The organism is Klebsiella planticola, assembly GCF_000783935.2.
Taxonomy (GTDB): domain Bacteria; phylum Pseudomonadota; class Gammaproteobacteria; order Enterobacterales; family Enterobacteriaceae; genus Klebsiella; species Klebsiella planticola.
This window is the reverse complement of sequence record NZ_CP026047.1, coordinates 5,050,142-5,068,027: the sequence shown is the minus strand read 5'-3', so window position 1 is coordinate 5,068,027 and position 17,886 is coordinate 5,050,142. Positions and strand designations below refer to the sequence as shown.

The window sequence follows — 17,886 nt, the reverse complement described above, 5'->3', positions numbered from 1 at the left end:
TAAATCACCTTAATCTTTGGATAATCAACCTGTTATAGTGAACAGATTGCAGAAAAGTAAATAGCTTTGGCTATTATACACCGTGCGCGGCAAAAATTCCGCACGTCGACCGGTTATTGCGCTTTAAAAGCGTGTAAACGGTTGGTCGCTTTGGTGAGACCTTCTTTCAGCCACACCTCGGTGCAACGCGCCGCTTCGTCAACGGCTTCATCAATCAGTTTCTGTTCGCTCGTCGGAGGTTTACCCAGCACAAAGCCGACAACCTTGTTTTTATCGCCCGGATGGCCAATTCCGACACGTAAGCGATGAAAGTTGGGGTTATTACCGAGCTTGCTGATGATATCTTTCAGACCGTTGTGGCCGCCGTGGCCGCCACCGAGCTTAAATTTTGCCACCCCGGGCGGCAGATCCAGCTCATCGTGCGCCACCAGAATCTCATCCGGATTAATGCGGTAGAAGGTGGCGATCGCCGCCACGGCTTTGCCGCTGAGATTCATAAAGGTGGTCGGGACCAACAGGCGGACATCTTCGCCGGCAAGGTTAATCCGCGAGGTGTAACCGAAGAATTTGCTCTCTTCGCGCAGCGGGGCGCGATGGCGGTCAGCCAGTAAATCTACGTACCAGGCACCAGCATTGTGCCGGGTCGCCGCGTATTCTGCGCCGGGGTTTGCCAGGCCGACAATCAGTTTTATCGTCACTTTTCTATCCTGCTTGGGTCGTTCTCTGGCGCGTAGTGTACTGTTTGCCGAGGCGGTTGACAAAATTCTGCCGCCTCAACGGCGGGGAAAGAGATAATTACCCTTATGAACCATTAGAATTTGATGTTGTTCAGTAAGTTATTTGTAAGTTTTTGTTGATTTGATATTAACTAATGTGATCGCCGACGCAATCAACCTTATCCCCATTGTCTATACTAGACCTATAAGTTTTGGGGATATTCCCAGGTAACCCAAGGTTCCGGAGGTGACATATGAAACGCAGAAACGCTTCGTTACTCGGTAATGTACTGATGGGTTTAGGATTGGTCGTCATGGTTGTTGGCGTTGGTTACTCTATTTTAAACCAGCTTCCGCAGCTTGACCTGCCGCAGTTCTTCGCTCATGGCGCGATTTTAAGTATTTTTGTCGGCGCCGTTCTCTGGCTCGCAGGAGCGCGCGTTGGCGGGCATGAACAGGTTTGCGACAAATACTGGTGGGTCCGCCATTACGATAAACGCTGCCGCCGCGATCAGCACCGCCATAGCTAAGCCAGTTCACCGCGCCGGCCGTTTCACGGCGGGTGCGCTTGCATAACGTCTTCATTTGCAGCCAGCTGCCTTCCCGGTAGCTGGCTGTTTTACTTTCGCGTCGCCTCTTTTCTTCGGCTCAACGCGTTTGCGGCCCGGGCTGCGCCTCCACCATACAATACCTTCTCTTTAACACTTAACTCTGACGAAACGTCAGGCGGCGGAGTGGCGCTATGGTCGAACAACAGGCGCAGTGATGTTAATCAGGTGGGTGAACCGGCGAGACGTGCCGGAATGACCGTCCGCACGCTACCTGACTATGAACAAACTGAGCAAAAATGCCGCTTTGCGATGGAGCGCGAACCGCACCTGATGAAAGGGACCTGGATGATGCCGGAGACGTCTGGCTGGCTCCGGCAGGCAACTGGCGTGATGGTGACGCAGGCGCATGCGCCCGCGTCACGATAGTTAAATGTCTGCCAGAGCGGCAGCACGGTCGGGATAGAAGCTCAGGCGCCCCGGAATCGGCTGAACGCCCGCCCGTGCCAGCGTGCGCAGCGGCTGAAACTCGAGATTAGAGACGCGCAGTTCACAGCCTTCCGGCAGTTTGTTGACGAAGCGCTGGAAGGCATCCAGCCCGCCGGCATCCAGTACCGGCACCGCATCCCATTTCAGAACCACGATCCGCTTCCCTGCAATCCGCGTTTCCAGATCGTTAAACAGCCCTTCGGCAGCGGCAAAGAAGAGGGGGCCGATAACCCGCAGGACCAGCACATCGTCGGGTACATCAACGTTAACCGGCGCCAGATGGGTCATGCGCGCAATGCGGCGCATGAACAGCAGCGAGGCCAGTACGATACCGACGCTGATAGCGATGACCATATCAAACAGTACGGTCAGCGACATGCACATCAGCATCACCACGATGTCGTCCTTCGGCGCGTAGCGCAGCAAATTCACCACCTTGTGCGCCTCGCTCATATTCCACGCCACCATCAGCAGCAGCGCCGCCATCGCAGACAGCGGAAGCCAGGAGAGCAGCGGCGCCAGCACCAGCAGCGCCATAATGACCAGCAGCGCATGGATAACGGCGGACACCGGCGATGTTGCGCCGGCGCGGACGTTAGCCGCTGAACGGGCAATGGCGGCGGTGGCGGTAATCCCGCCAAAGAAAGGGGCGATGATATTGCCGAGACCCTGACCTATCAGTTCGCTGTTGGCTTTGTGCTTAGTGCCGGTCATCCCGTCGAGCACCACCGCACACAGCAGTGATTCAATCGCGCCGAGCATCGCCATCGAGAAGGCCGCCGGCAGCAGCGCCTGCAGTGACGCCCAGCTGAGCGTAAAGTCGGAGCCTGGCATATCCCACGGCAGCACCAGCTGCGGCAGCAGCTGCGGGATCCCGTTACCCTGGCTACCGTCAGCCAGAATATAGTGGAACTGAGAGCCGATGGTCGCGACGTGGCCGCCCATAAGATTGACGATCGCCATCACCGCACAGCCTGCCAGCAGCGCAGGCAGGTGGCCGGGCAGGCGGATCCCCAGACGCGGCCAAAGGATCAGCGTGCCAAGGGTGACTACGCCAATCGCCGCATCGCCGGGATTGGCCGTCGGCAGCGCCATGACCAGGGCGGAGACCTTCTGCAGATAGTGCTCGGGAACGTGCGCCATCTGCAGACCAAGAAAATCTTTTATCTGCATGGTACCGATAGTGATACCAATACCGGAGGTAAACCCGAGGGTAACGGACAGCGGGATATATTCAATTAAGCGGCCAAAGCGGGCGAGGCCGAAAAGAATTAAAAAGACCCCGGACATCAACGTCGCCACCAGCAGTCCGGCCAGGCCAAACTGCTGTGACACCGGATAGAGGATGACCACAAAGGCGGCGGTTGGCCCGGATACGCTAAAGCGCGAGCCGCCGGTCAGGGCGATAATAATCCCGGCGACGGCGGCAGTATAAAGTCCATACTGCGGCGCGACACCGCTGCCAATAGCCAACGCCATTGCCAGAGGAATAGCAATAATCCCGACCGTGATCCCGGCGATCAGATCGCGGGTGAAACGGGACAGCGTGTATTTTTCTTTCCAGCAAGCATCGATGAGGGCGCGGAAAGGCATCACATGTGAGGAAAATAATCTGTTCACAATAATGTTTCATCCATGGGCGCATCATCTGTCAACTAAATGGCAGGTGAAGGAGGCATTAGTCATACAAATTGGATTCAGAGACAAAAAAACCCGCCGCAGCGGGTTTTTTGGCCGGGCTCGATTAGTGTTCGAACATAGCAGAGATAGATTCTTCGTTGCTGATACGACGAATCGCTTCTGCCAGCATGCCAGACAGCGTCAGCGTACGCACTTTTTCCAGCGCTTTGATTTCCGGCGCCAGCGGAATAGTATCGCAGACGACGAATTCATCAATCACAGAGTTTTTAATGTTCTGGATAGCATTGCCGGAGAAGATCGGGTGAGTGGCGTAGGCAAATACGCGTTTCGCACCACGTTCTTTCAGCGCTTCAGCTGCTTTACACAGCGTGCCGCCGGTATCGATCATATCGTCAACCATAACGCAGTCGCGGCCGGCAACGTCACCGATGATGTGCATCACCTGAGAAACGTTAGCGCGCGGACGGCGTTTGTCGATGATAGCCATATCGGTATCGTTCAGCAGTTTGGCGATAGCGCGCGCACGCACCACGCCACCGATGTCCGGAGAAACCACGATCGGGTTATCCAGGTTCAGCTGCAGCATATCTTCCAGCAGAATAGGGCTGCCGAATACGTTATCAACCGGAACGTCGAAGAAGCCCTGGATCTGTTCTGCATGCAGGTCAACGGTCAGTACGCGGTCAACGCCAACGCTGGACAGGAAATCGGCAACCACTTTCGCGGTAATCGGCACACGCGCAGAACGCACACGACGGTCCTGACGAGCATAGCCGAAATAAGGGATAACAGCGGTGATACGACCCGCCGAAGCGCGACGCAGAGCATCAACCATAACAACCAGTTCCATCAGGTTGTCGTTGGTGGGAGCACAAGTGGACTGGATGATGAAAATATCACCACCGCGTACGTTTTCATTGATTTGTACGCTGACTTCGCCGTCGCTAAAACGACCTACAGCGGCGTCGCCAAGAGAAGTGTACAGGCGGTTGGCAATACGTTGTGCTAGTTCCGGGGTGGCGTTACCAGCAAAAAGCTTCATATCAGGCACGAGAAGAACCTCAGGCATGCGTCCAGTGGTGGATGAAAAGCGCCAGAAACCGTGCGGACGGCACTCTTCTATCCAGGCGGTGTATTTAAAGAGAACGATGCAACGTCTGGAACAGGGTGACGTTGTCACCGTTACTCAATTTGCCCGGCGTACTAAGGTAATTCGTGCAAAAGCAGAACTACCTGGGTAGGGCTAGCTTGAGCGGGGAGATATTAACTCCTCGCGCTACAAAGCCTTGTAGCCATTCCGGGGCTTGCTCCAGCACCTGACGAGCGGCAGATTCGGTGTCAAATTCAGCAAAGACACAGGCTCCTGTGCCAGTCAGGCGCGACGGCGCATATTCTAACAGCCAGGAAAGCGCCGCATCAACCTCGCGAAAACGTTTTCTTGCGATAACCTCGCAATCATTGCGAAATTCACATTTTAGTAACGTACTTATTGACCTGACCGGGGTATTTCGTGGTAGCTCGGGGTCACGGAAAATGATCGGCGTCGGAATACTGACCCCAGGATGAGCGACCAGGTACCACTTTTCTGGCGGTTCGACCGGCGTCAGAATCTCGCCAATGCCTTCGGCAAAGGCGGCGTGGCCGCGCACGAATACCGGCACATCGGCGCCAAGACTCAGCCCCAGCGTCGCCAGCTCCTCTTCCGACAAGCCACAGCCCCACAGATGATTCAGCGCCACCAGCACCGTCGCAGCGTTGGATGAACCGCCGCCCAGACCGCCGCCCATTGGCAGGCGTTTGTCGATGCTGATATCGGCGCCGCTACCGGCGGGAAGCTGTCCGGATGCCGTCGCCGCCTGCATCAGCAGCCTTGCGGCGCGAATAATCAGATTCTCTTCATCGGGTACGCCGGCAACCGGCGTCAGCAGGCGCAGTACACCGTCATGACGCGGTTCGATAGTTAAGGTGTCGCCATAATCAAGGAACTGAAACAACGTCTGCAGGGTGTGATAACCATCGGCACGCTGTCCAGTGATGTACAAAAACAGGTTCAGCTTTGCAGGAGAGGGCCAGCGGGTCATCATTTCACAATCCAGTTATCCATTTTCAGCTTGATACGCTGACTGCCGTTGTTCAGCTCCATGTTGGCCGGCAGCGATGGCTGAGTATCGCTGGTATAGCCGCCGTAGGTGACGTGCCAGGTTTTGCCGTTCTGCGTATAGTTCAGTTCGCTCAGGCGGTATTTATCGTCCAGCGAGTAGTCGGTGGCGTCGCCCGGCAGGCCGACGATCCACTGGCGCAGGCTGTTAAGTGGAATCGGCATTCCGGTCAGGCGGCCAATCATCTCTTCGGCATCGGTCGCCGTATAGGTCTGACCCTTGTTATCGATCAGCGTCACGCTGCCCGGCTGGGCGGTCAGCGACAGTTCGGTGCTGCCTAACGGGTTGGTCAGCAGCAGGCGATAGCGATCCTGGCCGGTTTGCTGCCAGAAGAAGCGAGCGTAAACTTTTTGTTCATCAGAGAGGTAAGCGAAGGCGCCGCGGGTCTGGTATTGGCTCAGATTGCGGACATCCTGCTGGTGCTGACGCCACTGAGGAGAGTCAGGGCTTTTGCCAGGGCCTTTCGGGGCGTTGAGTGTACAGGCGGTCAGGACCAGGCTTGCCAGCGGTAACAGGCGGAGCAGTCGATTCATAATGATGACAAATCCTTGATGTCTACAGTGAAATCCGGCGATGGGTCGGTACGCACACGATTTGTGTAGCGGGTTACAATTATAACCCTTAATGCTAGCGTTGCCCGGCGATAGCGTCTACGTTCAAATTGTCTGAAATCAAAAAATTACCGTTAATGGCTTTTAAGCCCGATGCCTATTACTCCAAAAGGGGAGCGTCTCTTTTATTGATTCCGCGCATCCTGTATGATGCGCTCAGACTAACCTTAGCAACGCTGGTACTACTCCCTCACAATGACCCTTTTAGCTCTTGGCATTAATCACAAAACAGCCCCGGTCGCGCTGCGAGAACGCGTAACGTTTTCGCCGGACACGCTCGATAAGGCGCTGGAGAGCTTGCTGGCTCAGCCAATGGTGCAGGGCGGTGTGGTGCTGTCGACCTGTAACCGTACGGAGCTGTATCTCAGCGTTGAGGAACAGGATAATCTGCAGGAAGCGCTCATCCGCTGGCTGTGTGATTACCACCATCTTAATGAAGAAGACCTGCGTAAAAGTCTGTACTGGCATCAGGATAATGATGCGGTCAGCCATCTGATGCGCGTCGCCAGCGGCCTTGATTCGCTGGTGCTTGGCGAACCACAGATTCTGGGACAGGTGAAAAAAGCCTTCGCCGATTCCAGCCGCGGTCACCTGAACGTCAGCGAACTGGAGCGGATGTTCCAGAAGTCGTTCTCGGTGGCAAAACGCGTGCGCACCGAAACCGATATCGGCGCCAGCGCGGTCTCCGTGGCTTTCGCCGCCTGTACGCTGGCGCGACAAATCTTCGAATCCCTTTCAAGCGTGACGGTGCTGCTGGTCGGTGCCGGGGAAACCATCGAACTGGTGGCGCGTCATCTGCGTGAACACAACGTGCGCAATATGGTGATTGCTAACCGTACCCGCGAGCGTGCGCAGGCTCTGGCCGAGGAAGTCGGTGCGGAGGTTATCGCCCTGAGCGATATCGACGAGCGACTAAAAGAGGCCGACATCATCATCAGTTCGACCGCCAGCCCGCTGCCGATTATCGGTAAGGGGATGGTGGAGCGTGCGCTGAAGGCGCGGCGTAATCAGCCGATGCTGCTGGTTGATATCGCGGTGCCTCGCGATGTCGAACCCGAAGTGGGTAAGCTGGCGAACGCCTATCTGTACAGCGTAGACGATCTGCAAAACATCATTCAGCATAACCTGGCGCAGCGTAAAGCCGCGGCGGTACAGGCGGAAACGATCGTCGAGCAGGAAACCAGCGAATTTATGGCCTGGCTGCGAGCCCAGAGCGCCAGCGAGACTATCCGCGAATATCGTTCCCAGTCCGAGCAGGTCCGTGAGGAGCTGACGGCGAAAGCGCTGGCTGCGCTGGAGCAGGGCGGCGATGCGCAGGAAATCATGCAGGATCTGGCGCGCAAGCTGACCAATCGCCTGATCCACGCACCAACCAAATCTCTTCAGCAGGCAGCCCGTGACGGGGATGATGAACGCCTGCATATTCTGCGCAACAGCCTCGGGCTGGAATAGCGCACATTTCTCTTTTTTCAGGACAGGGTGAATTCACGCCTATGAAGCCTTCTATTGTTGCCAAACTGGAAGCTCTGTACGAACGCCATGAGGAAGTTCAGGCGCTGCTGGGTGATGCTGCGACCATCGCCGATCAGGATCGATTCCGCGCGCTGTCGCGGGAATATGCGCAGCTGAGCGACGTGGCGCGCTGCTATACCGAATGGCGCCAGGTGCAGGACGATATCGAAACTGCGCAGATGATGCTCGACGATGCGGAAATGCGCGAAATGGCGCAGGAAGAACTGCGCGACGCGAAAGCGAAAAGCGAAGAGATGGAGCAACAGCTGCAGGTGCTGCTGCTGCCGAAGGATCCGGATGATGAACGCAACGCCTTTGTCGAAGTCCGCGCCGGTACCGGCGGTGATGAAGCGGCGCTGTTTGCCGGCGATCTGTTCCGGATGTACAGCCGTTACGCCGAATCCCGCCGCTGGCGCGTGGAGATCATGAGCGCCAACGAAGGCGAACATGGCGGTTATAAAGAGGTGATTGCCAAAATCAGCGGCGATGGCGTGTATGGCCGTCTGAAATTTGAGTCCGGCGGTCATCGCGTACAGCGCGTGCCGGCCACCGAATCCCAGGGCCGTATTCACACCTCCGCCTGTACCGTGGCGGTGATGCCGGAGCTGCCGGAAGCCGAAATGCCGGATATTAACCCCGGCGATTTGCGGATTGATACTTTCCGCTCCTCCGGGGCCGGCGGTCAGCACGTTAACACCACCGATTCGGCGATCCGTATTACCCACCTACCGACCGGGATAGTGGTGGAGTGCCAGGACGAGCGTTCGCAGCACAAAAACAAAGCCAAAGCGCTGTCGGTACTCGGTGCGCGTATTCGCGCCGCGGAAATCGCTAAGCGTCAGCAGGCGGAAGCCTCAACCCGGCGTAACCTGCTGGGCAGCGGCGATCGCAGCGATCGTAACCGCACCTATAACTTTCCGCAGGGCCGCGTGACCGACCACCGCATCAACCTGACCCTCTATCGTCTGGACGAAGCGATGGAAGGGAAACTGGATATGCTGATTGAGCCGATTGTGCAGGAATATCAGGCCGATCAGCTGGCCGCGCTTTCCGAGCAGGAATGATGACCTTTCAACAGTGGCTGGCGCAGGCGATTGCCCGACTGAGCGCGAGTGAAAGCCCGCGACGCGACGCCGAGATCCTGTTAGGGCACGTGACCGGCCGGGCGCGGACCTGGCTTCTCGCCTTCGGTGAAACGGTGCTGACCGGGGAACAGCAGGCGCAGCTGGAGACGCTGCTGAGCCGCCGCCAGCGCGGCGAGCCGATAGCCCACCTGGTGGGCGAGCGTGAGTTCTGGTCGCTGCCGCTGCTGGTTTCCCCCGCAACGCTTATTCCGCGCCCGGATACCGAATGCCTCGTCGAGCAGGCGCTGGCGCGGCTGCCGGCTACGCCGTGCCGGATTCTGGATTTAGGTACCGGCACCGGCGCGATCGCCCTGGCGTTAGCCAGTGAACGCCCGGACTGTCAGGTAACGGCGGTGGATTTCATGCCCGATGCGGCGGCATTAGCCGCGCGTAACGCTGAGCGCCTTGCCATCACTAACGTCAGCGTGCTGCAAAGCCACTGGTTCAGCGCGCTGGCCGGGCAGCGGTTCGCCATGATTGTCAGCAACCCGCCCTATATCGACGAAGCCGATCCGCATCTTGAGCAGGGCGATGTTCGTTTTGAGCCAAAAACGGCGCTGGTTGCCGCCGATAACGGCCTGGCCGACCTCGCGCATATCATCCGGGAAGGACGCCGTTTCCTGACGCCCGACGGACTGATGCTGCTGGAACACGGCTGGAAGCAGGGGGACGCGGTACGGGCGCTGTTCCGTGAAGCGGGTTACCACGATGTGACGACCTGCCGTGACTACGGCGATAATGACCGCCTGACGACAGGGCGGTTTTCCGGCATGGAGAAAGCTGGCATATGAATCTGTTTAGCGCGGTGCTGTATCTGCATATAGCGTGTGTGGTGGTTTCCGTCAGTTTATTTACGTTGCGCTACTGGTGGACCTACAGCGGCAATGCCCGGCTGAACCAGCGCTGGGTGCGTATTGCGCCGCACTGCAGCGACACGCTGTTATTTCTGAGCGGCGCAGGATTAATGGCCATAACGCACTATCTGCCTTTCACTGAAGACGGCTCATGGCTGACTGAAAAGCTGTTTGGCGTTATTATTTACATCGCATTGGGTTTTATCGCGCTGGGCCGTCGTCGCCCGCGCAGCCAACAGAGTCGGTTTATTGCCTTTCTGTTGGCTTTGGTGGTGTTGTTCATCATCATACAACTCGCCATTACAAGAACACCGTTACTGGGGTAAGTCATGAGGTCATTAGCTGATTTCGAATTTAATAAAGCGCCATTGTGCGATGGCATGGTCCTCATTTCTGAATTAATCCGCGACGATTTTCCGACGCACTATGTGCAGGATGAACTGGAGCGGCTGCTGGGGCTGGCGCAGGAGGAAATTGCCTCCTCCTGGGATCAGGAGCGTCAGCTGGAGCGGCTGCTGGAGCTGTTCTACCATGAGTGGGGCTTTCGCGATTCCCACGGCGTTTACCGGCTGTCGGATGCTTTGTGGATCGACAAAGTCCTGATTAATCGTCAGGGGAGCGCGGCGTCATTAGGGGCTATCGTGCTGTGGATTGCCCAGCGCCTGTCGCTGCCGCTGGTGCCGGTTATCTTCCCGACGCAGCTGCTGCTGCGCGCCGACCCGGAAACCAGCGAAGAGATGTGGCTGATTAACCCGTTCAACGGTGAAACGCTCAACGAACACACGCTGGAAGTCTGGCTGAAGGGCAATATTAGTCCGGTTGCCGAGCTGTTCAATGAGGATCTCGACGAGGCGGATAACGCCGAAGTGATCCACAAGCTGCTCGACACCTTAAAATCGGCGCTGATGGAAGAGCGGCAGATGGAGCTGGCCCTGCGTGCCAGCGAAGCGCTGCTGCAGTTTAATCCGGAAGATCCGTACGAGATTCGCGACCGCGGGCTGATCTACGCCCAGCTTGATTGCGATCATGTTGCGCTGCTGGATTTGAGCTATTTCGTCGAACAGTGTCCGGAGGACCCGATCAGCGAAATGATCCGCGCGCAAATTAACACCATTTCGCATAAACAAATTACTCTTCACTAATCTGGAATGAATCCGGTTACACCCTGATAAGGCGATCTTATGAAACAAAAAGTGGTTAGCATTGGTGATATCAACGTAGCAAACGACCTGCCTTTCGTCCTGTTTGGTGGGATGAACGTGCTGGAATCCCGCGATCTCGCGATGCGCATCTGCGAACACTATGTGACCGTCACGCAGAAGCTGGGCATTCCTTACGTGTTCAAAGCCTCTTTTGATAAAGCCAACCGTTCTTCCATTCACTCCTATCGGGGGCCGGGTCTGGAAGAAGGGATGAAAATTTTCCAGGAGCTGAAGCAGACCTTCGGCGTGAAAATCATCACCGACGTTCATGAAGCAAGCCAGGCGCAGCCGGTTGCTGACGTGGTTGACGTTATCCAGCTGCCAGCTTTCCTGGCGCGCCAGACCGATCTGGTTGAAGCGATGGCGAAAACCGGCGCGGTGATCAACGTGAAGAAACCGCAATTTGTCAGCCCGGGCCAGATGGGTAACATCGTCGACAAGTTTATCGAAGGCGGTAACGACAAAGTTATCCTCTGCGATCGCGGGGCGAACTTCGGCTATGACAACCTGGTTGTCGACATGCTGGGCTTTGGCGTGATGAAGAAAGTGTCCAACAACTCGCCGGTTATCTTCGACGTGACCCACGCGCTGCAGTGTCGCGACCCGTTTGGCGCTGCGTCCAGCGGTCGTCGTGCTCAGGTGACCGAGCTGGCGCGTGCCGGTATGGCAACCGGCCTGGCAGGGCTGTTCCTCGAAGCGCATCCGGACCCGGAACATGCGAAATGCGATGGCCCGTCCGCGCTGCCGCTGGCTAAACTGGAGCCGTTCCTGAAGCAGATCAAAGCGATTGACGATCTGGTGAAGAACTTTGAAGAGCTGGATACCAGCAACTAATTCAGCGCGCCTGAATGCGAAAAGCCTGCCCGTTGTAAAACCGGCAGGCTTTTTTTATGCGTCAGTAACGGTGAACAACGCTCCCCCGGCCGACGCAACGACGCCGGGGGAGAGCGGTCAGGCAAAAATGGTCATCAGATAAGCGGCGAAGAGCGCCAGGTGCGCGGCGCCGTTCAGCACATTGGTGCGCCCGGTAGAGAAGGAGATCTGGCACAACAGCAGCGAGGCGACCATCACAATCATTTCCGGTGCGCCAAGACCAAATTGCAGCTCATTGCCGGTTAAGAAGGCGATTAAGGTGACCACCGGCACGGTCAGCGAAATCGTCGCCAGCACCGAACCGAAGAACAGGTTCATCGCGCGCTGCACCTGATTGTTAAGTACCGCTTTCAATGCGCCGAGCCCTTCCGGCGAGAGGATCAGCAGCGCGACCAGGAAGCCGGTAAAGGCCACCGGCGCGTTCATGCTGGTCAGCAGCGTCTCAAGCGGGTTCGCATTCATCTTAGTGACCGCGATAACGGCGACCAGGTGAATTAACAGCCACGCGGTGTGCCAGGCGCTGCTGTGAGCGGACGGTTTGCCGTGATGCGGGTCGTCGTCGTCGCCGTCGTCTTCATGCTCATAAATAAACAGGCTCTGGTGGGTTTTGGTCTGAATCAACAGAAACACGCCGTACATGGCAGCGGAAATCAGCGCTACCAGCAGCGCCTGCCCGGTGCTGAAATTCGCGCCCGGTAGCGCCATCGGAAAGACCAGCACAATAATCGCCAGCGGGAACAGGGCGATGAGATACTGCTTGATACCAAACAAATTCATGTACTGGGTGGCGAATTTACGCCCGCCCAGCAGCAGAGAAAAGCCGACCAGACCGCCGGTGACAATCATAATGATTGAATAGAGCGTATCGCGCATCAGCGTCGGGGCCGCGTCGCCGGTTGCCATTAAGGCAGAAATCAGGCTGACTTCAAGAATCACCACGGAAAGACTTAAAATTAACGAACCGTACGGCTCGCCGAGGCGGTGGGCGAGAACGTCCGCGTGGCGTACAACGCTGAATGCGCTACACAGAATGCCCACTAAGGCCAGAATGTTAATGCCAATGACCGCTGGCAGTGACTGACTACTTCCGAAGAAGATAAGCACCGCCAGCGCCAGAATCGGGAAAACAAGCGATGTCTCCTTGTGGCGGGTTTTCACCGCCTCATGTACATGCGTCATGAACCATCTCCATTTATGCAGGTGTTATAATTATAGATACCGTAAGTAGATAAAATAACAGACATTTTGCTATCTGAATTGTTTTTTTACTTAAATTTACGGCTATTGTTAACTAATGCTCTGAAATTGTCATAACTTATCATTATTTCAATTTTGTATTTATTATTCAGATAATTACTAAAAATGCTTATGGCTTATACTTCGCCTTGAAAGCCCTCAATCAGCGTCCCAGACTTATATTTTCACCACCATTCGGAGGTGCATATGCCTTATCGCAGTAAACAAGCGTTACCCGATAGCGTCCAGCACGTGTTGCCGGCCCATGCCCAGGAGATCTATAAAGAAGCGTTTAATAGCGCCTGGGAGCAGTATAAGCACAAAGCGGACCGGCGGGACGACGCCAGCCGTGAAGAGACGGCGCATAAGGTCGCCTGGGCTGCGGTCAAGAATGACTATCAAAAAGGGGACGATGATAAGTGGCATAAGAAAAAATAATCGCTCCTGCTGCCTCATCTGCTGCTCCGCGCCTTGCCAGCGTGTCGTTCATTGCTTATTGTCGGCGAAAGCTGGATAATAATTCGGCAATATTTCACGGATGCCATCAGATAATCGCCGGGAAGCGGGCAGTGGCGGAGGTAGTAGACAGTGTTAACACGTGATTTCTTAATCAATGCGGATTGTAAGACGGCGTTTGGTGCTATTGAGGAATCGCTTCTCTGGTCGGCAGAGCAACGGGCCGCTTCCCTGGCGGCAACGTTGGCCTGTCGTCCGGATGCCGGCTCAGTATGGATTTTTGGCTACGGTTCGCTGATGTGGAACCCGGCTCTTGAGTATCGCGAAACCTGTACCGGTACGCTTCCGGGCTGGCACCGCGCCTTCTGCCTGCGGCTGACCGCCGGGCGGGGCAGCGCCTGCCAGCCGGGGCGCATGCTGGCGCTGAAAGAGGGCGGGCGTACCACCGGCGTGGCCTATCGACTCCCTGATGAGACGCTGGAAGATGAGCTGACGCTGCTGTGGAAGCGGGAGATGATCACCGGTTGCTATATGCCGACCTGGTGTAAGCTGGATCTCGATGACGGGCGGACGGTGAACGCGCTGGTGTTTATTATGGATCCTCGCCATCCGCTGTTCGAACCGGATACCCGCGCCCAGGTCATTGCGCCGCTGATCGCCAAAGCCAGCGGGCCGCTCGGCACGAATGCCCAGTACCTGTTCTCCCTGGATCAGGAACTACGCAAACTCGGTATGCACGATGATTGTCTTGACGATCTTGTCGGGACAGTACGCACGCTGCTGGGAGAGAACAGCCAGCCGGGGCTGGCCTGAAAAATGCCCGGGCTATCCCGGGCAGGTGCTATCAGGCGGGAACGTAGCTAATGGAGTGCTCCAGTGACTGGCTGTGGCTATCGATCAGTACGTTCCAGGTGCCGTTATACGGCACGGTCAGATAGGCGCTGTCGCGATCCTGGACGCTCAGAATATCCGCATGGCTGTCGCCGGCAGCCTTCGCGCTCATCAGGTGAATATGGCAGCGTTCAGAACAACGAACCACCAGCGTATCACCGCCAAACAACATCAAACTTGCTTTAACCATTGCCATTTATCTACCCCGTTGTTGTCTGTCTACAGCATCCTGCCTGCTCAATCCCGCGCGTGATATTGTTCACACTTTACTCATGGCATAACACCAAATGGGGGGCAGACGAATGCTGATTTTGATCAAAAAAAGGGATAAAGATTAAACAAAAATGATGTTCTTCCTGAAAGCATTCAGCTGACATATCTTTTCGATTAACAAACGCGGCCTCGGTGATATTAAATCCCGCCAGAGGCCCTTTCTTCAGAAGGTCAGGATTTTATCGGCCGCCAGCGTCCACTGCGCCAGCTCCACCAGAGTACCAATCTCCACGCCGTCAATCAGCGGCAGCGCGGTGATACCGCGGCCATCGGTGCAGGTTTTGCACAATTTCACCGGGACATTCTGGGCGGTGAGGATCTCCAGCATTTGCTGAATGTTATAGCCTTCCGCCGGCTTCTGTCCTCGCAGGCCAGCCGTCACCGCGTCAGACATTAAAAACAGCTTCAGATCGAGTTCAGACTGCTGTTCACGCAGGGCAATCGCCAGGCGCAGGCTATTGAACAGCGATTCGCTACCGTAGGCGGCGCCGTTGGCGATAATCACAATACTTTGCATAAGGACTCCTTGGTATAAGGCACGGTTATTGCTTGTGGTTAAAGTATAAAGCGTTGACCCGGGAGGGGGTATGAATAATACGGCTGGCATCACGCCTGAGGCCAACAGGTGGTTTCATCGCGCGCGGCAGCTGCAAAAAGAGCAGCTACGCCAGCTGGCGCAGCAGGGGACGTTGGCAAGCCGGATAAGCGCGCTGGTACACATGCTACAGTGCGAACGCGGTGCGTCCAACCTTTGGCTCTGCTCCGCTGGACGGCTCTATGCCGCGGAGTGCCGGGCGGGCTCGGCGCTGGTGGATGAGCAGCTTATCGCCTTTCGCGAAGCGCTGGAAGCGGTGCGGGAGTGCGCCAGCGGCGCGCTGTGCTGGCGGATTGCCAGCGCACTCTGGTATCTGGAACAGTTGTTGACGCTGCGCGACGCCGTGCGCGGCCGCGCTATCATCGCCGAAGAGGCGACAAACCAGTTTAGTCGTATTATCCGCCACTTATTAAATATTGTCCCGCAGCTCAACGACAGCATTGACGACCCGCAAATTGCCGGGCGCATGGTGGCGCTCTACAGCTTTATGCAGGGGAAAGAGCTGGTGGGGCAGGAGCGCGCGCTGGGGGCATCCGGCTTTGCCCGCGGTCAGTTTAGCGATGAGCTTCGTCAGCTGCTGGTGGACAGAATCGATGGTCAGCAGCCCTGTTTTGACAGTTTCCAGGCGCTGGCGGAGGTGCCGCAGACCACGCTGTTTATGACTCAATGCCAGGCCAGTCTGGAAATTGAGCAGCTGCGGCGGATCGCCTGTACCCGACAGCCCCCGGCGGATGAGGGGGAGACGGCGTTGCGTTGGTTTTGCGCCCAAACGCAGCGTCTGGAGCAGATGCGCGGTCTGGAAGAGCGGCTGATTGACGACCTGTTGAGCGTCGCCGATAAACTGCTCAGCGGCGAAGCGCCGCCCGCCATCTGGCCGGAGGAAGAGGGGGACGACGGCATCGCGCGCCGTCTCGACAAACAGCTGCTGCCGCTGGTTCGCCAGCAGGCCTTCGAACTCCAGCAGCTCTCCGGGCAACTGGCCTCACTAAAAGATACGCTCGAAGAGCGCAAGCTGATTGAAAAAGCGAAAAGCGTGCTGATGGATCATCAGGGAATGCAGGAAGAACAGGCCTGGCAGACGTTGCGGAAAATGGCGATGGATAAGAACCAGAGGATGGTGGAAATCGCCCGTGCGCTGCTGACGGTAAAGGCGTTGTGGTCCATAACTCCAAAGGAGTAGATGCACGATGGTTGGGCAAAGGCTGCCTGTCAGCGGTGCAATTAGCGGGGGGAAGCCGCCCCGAGCAAAGTGGAAAACGGCTTAATACCGCGTCTGTGAACATTGGCATCTGTTTTGCAATATCCTGCAGACAACGGTTAACGCGTTAAATCGTTCAGTAAACAATTTTGGGCAACAGGCCAACGGCGGTTTGTGTGTCCAGGGATAAAGGCGTCCTGCAGTGCATCAGCACTGTCGGGCGCTTTTTTTTTGCGTGTTCTGGAGCGGGTATGGGCGATAAATTTTCGATTTCACGACGGCATTTTTTACAGGCAGGCGCCGCGCTGGGCGGGGCGATGTTGTTGCCCGGCGTGATGCAGGCCGCATGGGCGGCAGGATCCGATAAGCCGGAGCAATCTACCGTGCGGGTCGGATTTATTCCGCTGACGGACTGCGCGCCGATCGCGATCGCGTCGCTGAAAGGGTTCGATAAAAAATATGGCATTACCCTGGTACCGACCAAAGAGGCGAGCTGGGCGGCGGTGCGCGACAAGCTGATCGCCGGTGAACTCGATGCGGCACACATTCTCTACGGCCTGCTGTATGGCCTCGAACTGGGGATCGCCGGCAAGCCGCACTCAATGGCAAACCTGATGACCCTCAACCGCAATGGTCAGGCGATAACGCTCTCCAGCGACCTGCGGGAGAAAGGGGTGACCGACCTCGGCGGGTTGAAACGGCTGATTGGCCAGAGCGCGCCGGGCAGCTACACCTTTGCCCACACCTTTCCCACCGGGACGCACGCCATGTGGCTCTATTACTGGCTGGCCAGCGGCGGCATCGACCCGTTTGCGGACGTCCGCACCGTGGTGGTGCCGCCGCCGCAAATGGTGATGAACATGCGCATCGGCAACATGGTTGGCTTTTGCGTCGGTGAACCGTGGAACGCGCGGGCGATCAACGACCGTATCGGTTTTACCGCGACCACCTCGCAGGCTATCTGGCCGGAACACCCGGAAAAAATTCTCGGTACCCGCAGTGAATGGGTCGAACGCAATCCGAATACCGCCCGCGCGCTGGTCGCTGCGGTGCTGGATGCGGCGCGCTGGATTGACGCCTCGGAAGAGAACAAACGGGAGACGGCGCGCATTCTGGCGAAGCGCGCCTGGCTGAATACCAAAGAGCAGTATCTCACCGGGCGGATGCTCGGGGAGTACGACAACGGGCTGGGACGCCGCTGGCAGGACGCGCACCCGATTCGCTTTTACGACCAGGGGGAGGTGAGTTTTCCGTGGCTGTCGGACGGGATGTGGTTTTTAACCCAGTTCCGCCGCTGGGGATTACTGAAAACGGCCCCGGATTATCAGGCGGTGGCCCGGCGCATTAACCGCATAGACGTCTGGAAAGAGGCGGCACAGGCGGTGGGCGGCATCTCGACACCGGCTGCTCTTATGCGCAGCAGCACATTGATAGACGGTACGGTCTGGACGGGGGCCGATCCGGAAGGTTACGCCCGCGGCTTCGCGATTCAACGTAAGGGGGCATGA

At 56.9% G+C, this 17,886-nt stretch carries 20 protein-coding genes; 12 read left to right on the top strand and 8 right to left on the bottom strand.

Features of this window, described 5'->3' with window-relative positions:
- Positions 1-113: 113 nt before the first annotated feature.
- Positions 114-698, bottom strand: a complete 585-nt coding sequence (gene pth / locus MC50_RS24420) for an aminoacyl-tRNA hydrolase (protein WP_032687094.1) — start codon at positions 696-698, stop codon at positions 114-116.
- Between the two features lie 272 nt (positions 699-970).
- On the opposite strand from pth, the gene ychH reads away from it, so the two are divergent.
- Complete coding sequence (gene ychH / locus MC50_RS24415) at positions 971-1,246, top strand: stress-induced protein YchH (protein ID WP_032687095.1); 276 nt, start codon at positions 971-973, stop codon at positions 1,244-1,246.
- Positions 1,247-1,450: 204 nt separating this feature from the next.
- Positions 1,451-1,693 (top strand): response regulator, encoded by a 243-nt coding sequence (locus tag MC50_RS29300; protein ID WP_406628433.1) that lies wholly within the window; start codon positions 1,451-1,453, stop codon positions 1,691-1,693.
- On the opposite strand, the gene dauA is transcribed toward MC50_RS29300, so the two are convergent.
- From dauA to lolB, 4 genes are all read right to left on the bottom strand, one after another.
- Positions 1,694-3,373 carry a C4-dicarboxylic acid transporter DauA gene (gene dauA, locus MC50_RS24405; protein WP_071999974.1) on the bottom strand — a complete coding sequence of 560 codons (1,680 nt, stop codon included), beginning with the start codon at positions 3,371-3,373 and terminating at the stop codon, positions 1,694-1,696.
- A gap of 124 nt (positions 3,374-3,497) precedes the next feature.
- Positions 3,498-4,445, bottom strand: coding sequence for a ribose-phosphate diphosphokinase (gene prs, locus MC50_RS24400; RefSeq protein WP_004863536.1), 948 nt, complete (start codon positions 4,443-4,445; stop codon positions 3,498-3,500).
- 178 nt (positions 4,446-4,623) lie between these two features.
- On the bottom strand, positions 4,624-5,475 hold the full coding sequence (gene ispE, locus MC50_RS24390) for a 4-(cytidine 5'-diphospho)-2-C-methyl-D-erythritol kinase (protein ID WP_164887109.1): 852 nt from the start codon (positions 5,473-5,475) through the stop codon (positions 4,624-4,626).
- Entirely contained in the window at positions 5,475-6,086 is a 612-nt protein-coding gene (gene lolB, locus MC50_RS24385; RefSeq protein WP_032687099.1) for a lipoprotein insertase outer membrane protein LolB, read from the bottom strand. Before lolB ends, ispE begins: the two co-directional genes overlap by 1 nt.
- Positions 6,087-6,359: 273 nt before the next feature.
- Between lolB and hemA the strand changes: the two genes are divergently transcribed.
- Genes hemA through kdsA form a run of 6 tightly spaced genes read left to right on the top strand, consistent with a single transcriptional unit; the run spans position 6,360 to position 11,690 of the window.
- Positions 6,360-7,616, top strand: a complete 1,257-nt coding sequence (hemA, locus tag MC50_RS24380) for a glutamyl-tRNA reductase (RefSeq protein ID WP_004863529.1) — start codon at positions 6,360-6,362, stop codon at positions 7,614-7,616.
- Positions 7,617-7,657: 41 nt separating this feature from the next.
- A complete protein-coding gene (prfA, locus tag MC50_RS24375) occupies positions 7,658-8,740 on the top strand; it encodes a peptide chain release factor 1 (protein WP_004863527.1) in 1,083 nt (360 codons plus the stop codon).
- Positions 8,740-9,591 carry a peptide chain release factor N(5)-glutamine methyltransferase gene (gene prmC / locus MC50_RS24370; protein WP_046852282.1) on the top strand — a complete coding sequence of 284 codons (852 nt, stop codon included), beginning with the start codon at positions 8,740-8,742 and terminating at the stop codon, positions 9,589-9,591. Before prfA ends, prmC begins: the two co-directional genes overlap by 1 nt.
- Positions 9,588-9,980 (top strand): invasion regulator SirB2, encoded by a 393-nt coding sequence (gene sirB2 / locus MC50_RS24365; RefSeq protein ID WP_004863518.1) that lies wholly within the window; start codon positions 9,588-9,590, stop codon positions 9,978-9,980. Before prmC ends, sirB2 begins: the two co-directional genes overlap by 4 nt.
- Before the next feature lie 3 nt (positions 9,981-9,983).
- A complete protein-coding gene (gene sirB1 / locus MC50_RS24360; protein ID WP_032687101.1) occupies positions 9,984-10,796 on the top strand; it encodes an invasion regulator SirB1 in 813 nt (270 codons plus the stop codon).
- A 39-nt stretch (positions 10,797-10,835) separates the two neighbouring features.
- On the top strand, positions 10,836-11,690 hold the full coding sequence (kdsA, locus tag MC50_RS24355) for a 3-deoxy-8-phosphooctulonate synthase (RefSeq protein ID WP_004863512.1): 855 nt from the start codon (positions 10,836-10,838) through the stop codon (positions 11,688-11,690).
- A gap of 117 nt (positions 11,691-11,807) precedes the next feature.
- Here the strand turns inward: kdsA and chaA are convergent, their stop codons facing one another.
- Positions 11,808-12,908, bottom strand: a complete 1,101-nt coding sequence (chaA, locus tag MC50_RS24350; protein WP_032697402.1) for a sodium-potassium/proton antiporter ChaA — start codon at positions 12,906-12,908, stop codon at positions 11,808-11,810.
- A 264-nt stretch (positions 12,909-13,172) separates the two neighbouring features.
- On the opposite strand from chaA, the gene chaB reads away from it, so the two are divergent.
- The gene (gene chaB, locus MC50_RS24345) at positions 13,173-13,403 is read left to right on the top strand and encodes a putative cation transport regulator ChaB (RefSeq protein WP_032697401.1); all 231 of its coding nucleotides are present in this window, start codon (positions 13,173-13,175) and stop codon (positions 13,401-13,403) included.
- Between the two features lie 150 nt (positions 13,404-13,553).
- Positions 13,554-14,234 carry a gamma-glutamylcyclotransferase gene (locus MC50_RS24340; protein ID WP_032697400.1) on the top strand — a complete coding sequence of 227 codons (681 nt, stop codon included), beginning with the start codon at positions 13,554-13,556 and terminating at the stop codon, positions 14,232-14,234.
- Positions 14,235-14,265: 31 nt separating this feature from the next.
- Here MC50_RS24340 and MC50_RS24335 read toward each other — a convergent pair whose 3' ends face one another.
- On the bottom strand, positions 14,266-14,508 hold the full coding sequence (locus MC50_RS24335; RefSeq protein WP_004863495.1) for a DUF1883 domain-containing protein: 243 nt from the start codon (positions 14,506-14,508) through the stop codon (positions 14,266-14,268).
- Between the two features lie 240 nt (positions 14,509-14,748).
- A complete protein-coding gene (locus MC50_RS24330; RefSeq protein ID WP_032687103.1) occupies positions 14,749-15,102 on the bottom strand; it encodes a DsrE/DsrF/TusD sulfur relay family protein in 354 nt (117 codons plus the stop codon).
- A gap of 70 nt (positions 15,103-15,172) precedes the next feature.
- Here MC50_RS24330 and nasR point away from each other — a divergent pair, with 70 nt between their 5' ends.
- Positions 15,173-16,360, top strand: coding sequence for a nitrate regulatory protein NasR (nasR, locus tag MC50_RS24325; RefSeq protein WP_046852283.1), 1,188 nt, complete (start codon positions 15,173-15,175; stop codon positions 16,358-16,360).
- A 269-nt stretch (positions 16,361-16,629) separates the two neighbouring features.
- Entirely contained in the window at positions 16,630-17,886 is a 1,257-nt protein-coding gene (locus tag MC50_RS24320) for an ABC transporter substrate-binding protein (protein ID WP_032697397.1), read from the top strand.